Here is a 6668-nt window from a genome sequence, read left to right as displayed (position 1 = left end):
CCCGCCGACTCGAGCGCGAGGGACGCGGTGTCGGCCGCCCGGCGGTACGGCGAGGTCAGCCACACGGTGGGCCGGAGCTCCTCCGGTAGCTCGCCGAGCCAGGCGCCCACCGCGCGCGCCTGGCCGCCCCCGACGTCCGACAACGGGGTGTCGGCGTCACGGTGGTCGAGGTCGAGGCGGTGTGCGCCCGCGGCGCGGGCGCGGTCGTCGGCGACGTTGCCGATGCTCTGTCCGTGGCGGATCAGCAGGAGCCGCGCGAGTTCTGTCACGGCTGGAGGACCACCTTCACTGCGCCGTCCTGCTTCTTCTGGAACATCTCGTACGCGCGCGGGGCGTCCGCCAGCGGCAGCCGGTGGGTCGCGAAGTCGTCGACGCCCAGCGGGTCGTCGTCGGTGAGCAGCGGCATGATGTCGGGCACCCAGCGCTTGACGTTGGCCTGGCCCATCTTCAGCGTGATCTGCTTGTCGAACAGCGTGAGCATGGGCAGGGGATCGGCGCTTCCGCCGTACACGCCGGACAGGGAGATCGTTCCACCGCGGCGCACGATGTCGATCGCCGAGTAGAATGCGTCGAGCCGGTCGACGCCGGCGTTCTCCATCATCTTCTTGCCGAGGAACTTCGGCAGCATGCCCACGGCCGCGTGCGCGGCGCTGGCGGCGGGGGAGCCGTGGGCCTCCATGCCCACGGCGTCGACGACCGAGTCGGGGCCGCGCCCGCCCGTCATGTCGCGGATGACGTCGCCCAGTTCGCCGGGGACGTCCGTGGGGTCGATGACCTCGACGCCGCGGTGGGCCTGGCGTGCCCGCCTCTCGGGGACGGGGTCCACACCGATGACGCGGTGCCCGTGGTGGGCGGCGATCCGGGCCGCCATGTCACCGATCGGCCCCAGGCCCAGCACGACGACCGTGCCGCCGTCGGGGATCTCGGCGTAGTCGACCGCCTGCCACGCGGTGGGCAGGACGTCCGACAGGTAGAGGTAGCGGTCGTCGGCGTGCTCATGCGGCACCTTGATGGTGGTGTTCTGCGCCTGGGGCACGCGCAGGTACTCGGCCTGCCCGCCGGAGACGCTGCCGTACAGCTCGGAGTACCCGAACAGCATCGCGCCCATGCCCTGGTCGCGGACCTGGGTGGTCTCGCACTGGGTGTTGAGGCCCTTGTCGCACATGTAGCAGTGCCCGCAGGAGATCTGGAACGGCATCACCACCCGGTCCCCGGGCTTGAGGTCGGTCACCTCGGCGCCGACCTCCTCGACGATCCCCATCGGCTCGTGGCCGAGGATGTCGCCCTCGTGCATGAACGGCCCGAGGACCTCGTACAGGTGCAGGTCGGAACCGCAGATGTTGGTGCTGGTGATCTTGACGATCGCGTCGGTGGGCTCCTGGATCCTGGGATCGGGGACGTCCTCGACGCGGACGTCGCGCTTGCCGTGCCAGGTGACTGCCTTCATATTCGGGCTCCTCTCTGGTCGTGCTATGCGCCTTCACGCATACTCCCGACCGTAGTAACGACCCCGTCGGCCCGCATCCGGTGGACGCGCCCGGTCAGCCCAGCGTCCGCAGGACGCCCGAGTGCGTCGTCACCTGGTCGGTGAAGGTCGTGACCACCACCTGACGCAGCACCGTCGCGCCGCTCTCCTGCCACACGGTGGCGATCGTCGACGCGGTGAGCTCGTGAGGGCCCACGCGGAACCCGCCGAGGGTGTCCGAGACCAGTCGACCCCGGTCGTCCACCACCCTGTCGGCGGCCCGCACCCGCCATCGTTCGAGCGTCGCGGCCGTGTCGTCGAGCCGGTCCAGCAACGTTCCGAGGTCGACCGCGGGGGTGACGCGTGCCAGCGAGATGATGACGGTCGGTTGGAACCCCTCGCGATACAACCGGGGGTGTGCCCAGATCGCGACGTTCGGCACCGGTTCGTTCTGGTCCAGTAGCTGCCACCCGTCGCCGGGGTCGAGCCGGGCGAGGGAGGGGTCGTCCAGCGGTTCGAGAACCCTGCCGCCGGCCTCGAGGAACTCGGTGAGCGTCGTCATGGCGTGTCCCCTTCTTCGGCGCGAACGATCTCGCCCGTGGTCCGATCCCACCGATCGCCGACGCGCATCGTCCGACGCGTGTTCCAGTCCGGACCCACGAAGAACTCGGCGCACTCGGGAGTGTCCAGCAGTGGCCGGAGCCCGGGGTTCTCCACGAGGAGGTAGATGGCGTTGATGAGAGTGTTCGGCTCGATCTTGTAACCGGAGCAGTCCACGCCGATCACGTCCTGATCGTCGATACGGAAGAGCATGGTCTTCCTTCTGGTCTCCACTCCTTCGCGAACGAACATCTGGACCCCCGCGCGGATATTGCGGTGGGAGGGCCGGTGAATCTCGCCAGGGCCCCCGTTCTTGATGTTGGCGTCGCACACGGGTCGGAGTGCGGTGACGGAGTCCCACGGGATGGTGGCCTGGAAGTACCCGCGCGTGTAGTGCAGCGCCCCGGGTGTGAAGACGAGCGCGCGACGGTGACCTCCGGCGACGAGGGACCAGCCGACCAGGGTCATGCCCGCCCACCCGATCGCCAGGGCCACGTAGGCCGAGACCTGAGACCAGAGGTTGTCGTAGTCGGGATCGGAGAACCAGTGGATCAGCGCCCATGAGCTCAGCGTCATCGCGACCACGAAAGGAATGTGGAGGCGCCAGTGCCCGTATGCGGGAATCGGTGTTCGGGGTTCATCGATTCGGGGTGGAGTCCTGAGGTGGACGAAACCTGTGGCGGTCGGAACGAGCACGGCGACCATCGCATTGGACCCGAGATACGCGAGCTCCACGGGGTCGGGCCGCTCGGAGTACGCGGCGCGCACCGGGTCGATGACACCGAGAAACCACCAGACGTCGATCGACGTGGCAGCCCATATGACCTGTCCGGCGTACCAACACAGGGCCGCGAACGCCAGCAGCCAACGAGGGTTCTGGGCGACGCGGTAGGTCCACTCGATGGTCCGGGCGGCAGAGTCCGGTGCTGGTTGGGACATCACCCTCACCCACCTTGCCGCTGGTCGTCGAATCGGTCGCGGAGGTGCGTGGACGCCTTGGCGCTGGCAATCGTGCCGAGGACGATGCCCCCGAGTACTCCGGCCACCGTCCCCGCGCCGGGAACGATGCTTCCGGCCAGGCCACCCGCTACGGCGGAACCGACGACGCTCGCCGCGAGCCCCGCTCCGAGACCGGCGCCCTCGGCGGCGAGCGTCTCCGTCAACGGCTCGTCCTCCGGCGCGCCGTACACCCCGGCCACGAAGCTCAGCGCAGACCCGAACGGGCCGAGCCCCTTGGCGACGACCCGGGTGCTGCGCAGTCCGTCGTCGCCGGCGGCGATCGCGGCGGCCAGTGGTTCCGTCATCACCGAGTTCACCACGCCGACGGTGATCGTCTTGGCATCGACGTTGTTGCTGTGGTCGGCAATGGTCTCGTAGAGACGGGTGAGCTTGTCCGCCGTCTCGACGTCCAGAGAGTCGATCGCACCGAGCGCGTCCTTGACGGTCACTTCGAGCTCGCGGAGTTCTCGCACCCGGGTCGCCTCCATGTCGGAAGGACACACCACGCTCCCGTCCTCCGCGACGGTCGCCCCCTGTCGGAGTACCGCCTCCACGCCCGCTTGCAGCCGATCACGGTGGATGGCAACGGATCGAGCGAACGACGAGAGCGGATTCGCGGTGCTGCGCAGGTCGTCGCCGAGTGCGAATGTGCGCCTACGCAGATCCTGAACCGATGAGCGCGCCGCGTCGACGGACTGACCCTCCATCCCGTCCAGCACCCTCTCCGCATCGTCCCGCAGCCGGTCCGCGACGTCATCCGTCGCGGTGATACCCGCGCGGACCGCGCTCAGGCGCGATTCTGCGTCGTCCACCTGCCACGCGAGTGCGTCGCTGACCCGTATCGGCACCGGTTCACCTCCCGCCGAACATCGCGGCGTTGTCGCCGTCCGCAGCGACGATGACCCCGGTCGCGGTCCGGAGGCGGCCCGCCTCCTCCGACAAGTCAGAGCTCAGCCTGTCGGCGGACTGGCTCAGCCGCGCGCCGAGCGTGCTCGCGATGGCCGCGACCCTGCTGCCCCTCACGGCATTCGCCAGCGCGGTGAGGTCGCCCTCCGGGGTGATCCCGCCGATCTGGTCGCCGTATCCGGCCACGCGCCGGGCGAGATCCGTCAGCTCGACCGGGGTGACGTCGAGAGGCCCGGTCATCGTGGCCCCACCGTGGGTCCGACCACCATCCGCGCCGATTCCCCCTGACGGTCCCGCGCATCCCGGTGGAAGCAGCCTGGTGCTCTGGTGGCGCTCGTCGTCGTCGTTCTCATACCCGCGTTCTCATATCCGCCTCGCTGGCCGTGGTGGCGTCGCTGTTGGCCGTATTTCCGTGCACCCTGTTCGACGCGCGGGATTGCCGGTTCGGTTCCACGCCTCCCTGGCTCGATTCGAAGACTTTTGGACCCCGCCGCGGATAAAATAATCGTCATTCAGACGGAATCGGTCGGAGACCCGGCCCTGTCGACGGTGGTGGACATGACCAGATCGCCCGGGAACGGCTGGGACTCCGATGACTGGCGGTACGCGCCGTACAACGACCTCCGGTCGCCGGGTCGGAACACTGCGGTATGGGTGCTGGGCGGGATCGTCGTGGTGCTGCTCCTCGTGCTCGCAGCGGGGGTCGGTTACCTCGTCGCGTCGCAGGACGATCAGCCCACCGCTGCGCCCGGTGCGGCTCCCATCACGGCTCCCGTAGCGACGGAGAGCCCGGTCGTCCCGTCGGCGGAGGCGCCGAGCTCGCCGTCCGCGCCGACTCCACAGGCGGCGCCGGCGGCCCCGAGGGCGCCGGCCGCGCCGCAACCCGCCGCGACCGTCGGTGACCTGGGACTCGACACACCGATGTCCCGGCCGGCGTGTGACGGCCGGGGGATCGTCGTCCTCTATTCTGCGGTCACCCCGGGCTCTTACGCCCAGGAGATCGCGTCTGCCTTGGCCAGGTTCCCGGGAGCGTCCTACCTACGCACGGACATGGCGTGTCCGTCACTGCGGCCGCGCGACGAGAACGGCAACGTCATCTACGCCGTCTACCGGGCGTCGGGTTACACCCGACAGGAACTGTGCGCAGATGTCCGCGCGGCAGGGCCCCCGGCCTACGGTCGGTGGCTGGACACCACCAGCGATCCGTCGGTTCTCGTGACCTGCTGACGCCGGCGTGGGGCGCCGACGCCGGGATCACCGGAGGATGAGCGGGATGTGTTGCTCCGCCGCGGTGTTGGCGCCGTGGTGGCCCAGGAGGGACGACTCCATCGGCTCGTGCTCCGACCGCGAGAGGATGACGCCGCCGCTCGCGATGGCGATGACATCACCGAGCCGGTCGGCGTAGGTGCGATCGGGACCGAAGAGACGCTCGTCAATGGCCTGCTCGCGGCTGATCACGCGGGCGTGACCGGCCAGTTCGGCTCGCCACGCGTGGAGGACGTCGTCCGCTGCGCCCGGGCGTGCGTACGCGTGACGGACGCGAGCTTCGCCGGCGACGATTTCGACATCGGCGAGGAGGGCGGGCGTGTGGTCGATATCGACGACGGTCTCGGCGTTGACCATTCCGTGGTCCGCGGTGACGATGAGCCTGCAGTCGCGGGGGAGATCGGTGGCGAGGTCGGCGATGAAGGCGTCGACAGCGCGGAGCGACTCCAGCCACTCCGGAGAGCCGGGGCCGTGGATGTGTCCGATGAGGTCGAGGTCGCCGTAGTACGCGTAGACGAAGCGCCTGGATCGCGAGGGGCGGCCCACAGCGTTGATCACTCCCTGCTTCACCTCGTCGAGGGAGACAGCAGAGCGGAATCCCCCGTCCGCCCGGAAAGCCGCCCGGGTCAGTCCTGATTCGCGGAACTCCTCACGCATCACGTAGGTGACGTCGACGCCGTCTGAGGCGAGATGTTCGAGCAGGCTCGACCGTTGCTGGATTCTCCGCGGTGGGAAGCGATCCATCGCCGACGGGCCGTCAGCCGAGTCGAGGGTCCAGCGCAACGGATTGAACGAGACGGCGGTGTCGTCGGCGTCGTCCGAGATTCGGAAGCTGTACCCCACGAGCCCGTGCTTGGAACACGGAGCGCCTACGGCGAGGCTCGTCAGGCTGGTCGCGGTCGTCGCCGGGAAGCCCGCGGAGATCATCCGGGAGGACATGACGGCGAGCGTCGGGGCGTCGGCGGCGTACCTGCGGATCAGCTCGGCGCCGAGACCATCGACGAGAACCAGGACGGCATCGCTAGCTGGCGCTATCGCGAGCGGGTTGTGGTGGCCGGAGCCCAGCGACGCAGCGACAGACGGCATGACATCGGCCAGCGAATGGGCGGAGGGCTCGAGAGGGATCTCTGTCATGACTTCACCATCCCTCATCCGCCCCTGGTGAGGGCGGTAACCGGCGGCTCGCCCGCCGTGGCGACTGCCTCAGAAGGGTGGTGGTGGTTGGAGGAGTTCGTCGAGGTGCTCGTGGAGGGCGTGGAGGATGGCTTTCTCCAGGGTGCTGTCGGTGGGTTTGTTGCGTTCCCACCAGCGGCTGGCCGCGGCGGGGGTCATACGCTCACGCGGGGCCCGGCCCGGGGCCGCGTTCGAGTCCGGATTCGGGTTCGGGTCCGGGGTGGTGTCGGCGGTGGCTTCGGTGGGCGGCGTGAGCGAC

At 69.3% G+C, this 6668-nt stretch carries 8 protein-coding genes and 1 pseudogene; 1 reads left to right on the top strand and 8 read right to left on the bottom strand.

Annotated elements, in window-relative coordinates; translation table 11 throughout:
- From G6030_RS15805 to G6030_RS15780, 6 genes are all read right to left on the bottom strand, one after another.
- Positions 1-269: histidine phosphatase family protein (locus G6030_RS15805; RefSeq protein ID WP_182643759.1), on the bottom strand; the 269-nt coding region annotated here is incomplete at its 3' end.
- Positions 266-1447, bottom strand: coding sequence for a zinc-dependent alcohol dehydrogenase (locus tag G6030_RS15800; protein WP_007627751.1), 1182 nt, complete (start codon positions 1445-1447; stop codon positions 266-268). The genes G6030_RS15805 and G6030_RS15800, both read right to left, overlap by 4 nt.
- A gap of 94 nt (positions 1448-1541) precedes the next feature.
- Positions 1542-2027, bottom strand: coding sequence for a hypothetical protein (locus G6030_RS15795; RefSeq protein ID WP_007627754.1), 486 nt, complete (start codon positions 2025-2027; stop codon positions 1542-1544).
- Positions 2024-3004 carry a hypothetical protein gene (locus G6030_RS15790; protein ID WP_139019086.1) on the bottom strand — a complete coding sequence of 327 codons (981 nt, stop codon included), beginning with the start codon at positions 3002-3004 and terminating at the stop codon, positions 2024-2026. The genes G6030_RS15795 and G6030_RS15790 overlap by 4 nt, the downstream gene beginning before the upstream one ends.
- A gap of 5 nt (positions 3005-3009) precedes the next feature.
- Positions 3010-3912 (bottom strand): hypothetical protein, encoded by a 903-nt coding sequence (locus tag G6030_RS15785; RefSeq protein WP_007627756.1) that lies wholly within the window; start codon positions 3910-3912, stop codon positions 3010-3012.
- A gap of 4 nt (positions 3913-3916) precedes the next feature.
- Positions 3917-4210 (bottom strand): hypothetical protein, encoded by a 294-nt coding sequence (locus tag G6030_RS15780; RefSeq protein WP_007627757.1) that lies wholly within the window; start codon positions 4208-4210, stop codon positions 3917-3919.
- Between the two features lie 318 nt (positions 4211-4528).
- Here G6030_RS15780 and G6030_RS15775 point away from each other — a divergent pair, with 318 nt between their 5' ends.
- Positions 4529-5197, top strand: coding sequence for a serine/threonine protein kinase (locus G6030_RS15775; RefSeq protein WP_175285244.1), 669 nt, complete (start codon positions 4529-4531; stop codon positions 5195-5197).
- A gap of 27 nt (positions 5198-5224) precedes the next feature.
- Here G6030_RS15775 and G6030_RS15770 read toward each other — a convergent pair whose 3' ends face one another.
- Both G6030_RS15770 and G6030_RS16305 read right to left on the bottom strand, forming a co-directional pair.
- Positions 5225-6370 (bottom strand): nucleotide pyrophosphatase/phosphodiesterase family protein, encoded by a 1146-nt coding sequence (locus G6030_RS15770; protein WP_007627761.1) that lies wholly within the window; start codon positions 6368-6370, stop codon positions 5225-5227.
- A 69-nt stretch (positions 6371-6439) separates the two neighbouring features.
- Positions 6440-6668, bottom strand: a pseudogene (locus tag G6030_RS16305) (hypothetical protein); the annotation flags it as partial.

The organism is Dietzia sp. E1 (genome assembly GCF_014145015.1).
GTDB lineage: Bacteria > Actinomycetota > Actinomycetes > Mycobacteriales > Mycobacteriaceae > Dietzia > Dietzia cinnamea_A.
This window is presented reverse-complemented; position numbering and strand designations above follow the sequence as displayed.

Coding starts and splice junctions, on each gene's coding strand:
- G6030_RS15800 (WP_007627751.1), bottom strand. CDS start 1,447: ATGAAGGCAGTCACCTGGCACGGCAAGCGCGACGTCCGCGTCGAGGAC.
- G6030_RS15780 (WP_007627757.1), bottom strand. CDS start 4,210: ATGACCGGGCCTCTCGACGTCACCCCGGTCGAGCTGACGGATCTCGCC.
- G6030_RS15775 (WP_175285244.1), top strand. CDS start 4,529: ATGACCAGATCGCCCGGGAACGGCTGGGACTCCGATGACTGGCGGTAC.
- G6030_RS15770 (WP_007627761.1), bottom strand. CDS start 6,370: ATGACAGAGATCCCTCTCGAGCCCTCCGCCCATTCGCTGGCCGATGTC.
- G6030_RS15795 (WP_007627754.1), bottom strand. CDS start 2,027: ATGACGACGCTCACCGAGTTCCTCGAGGCCGGCGGCAGGGTTCTCGAA.
- G6030_RS15790 (WP_139019086.1), bottom strand. CDS start 3,004: ATGTCCCAACCAGCACCGGACTCTGCCGCCCGGACCATCGAGTGGACC.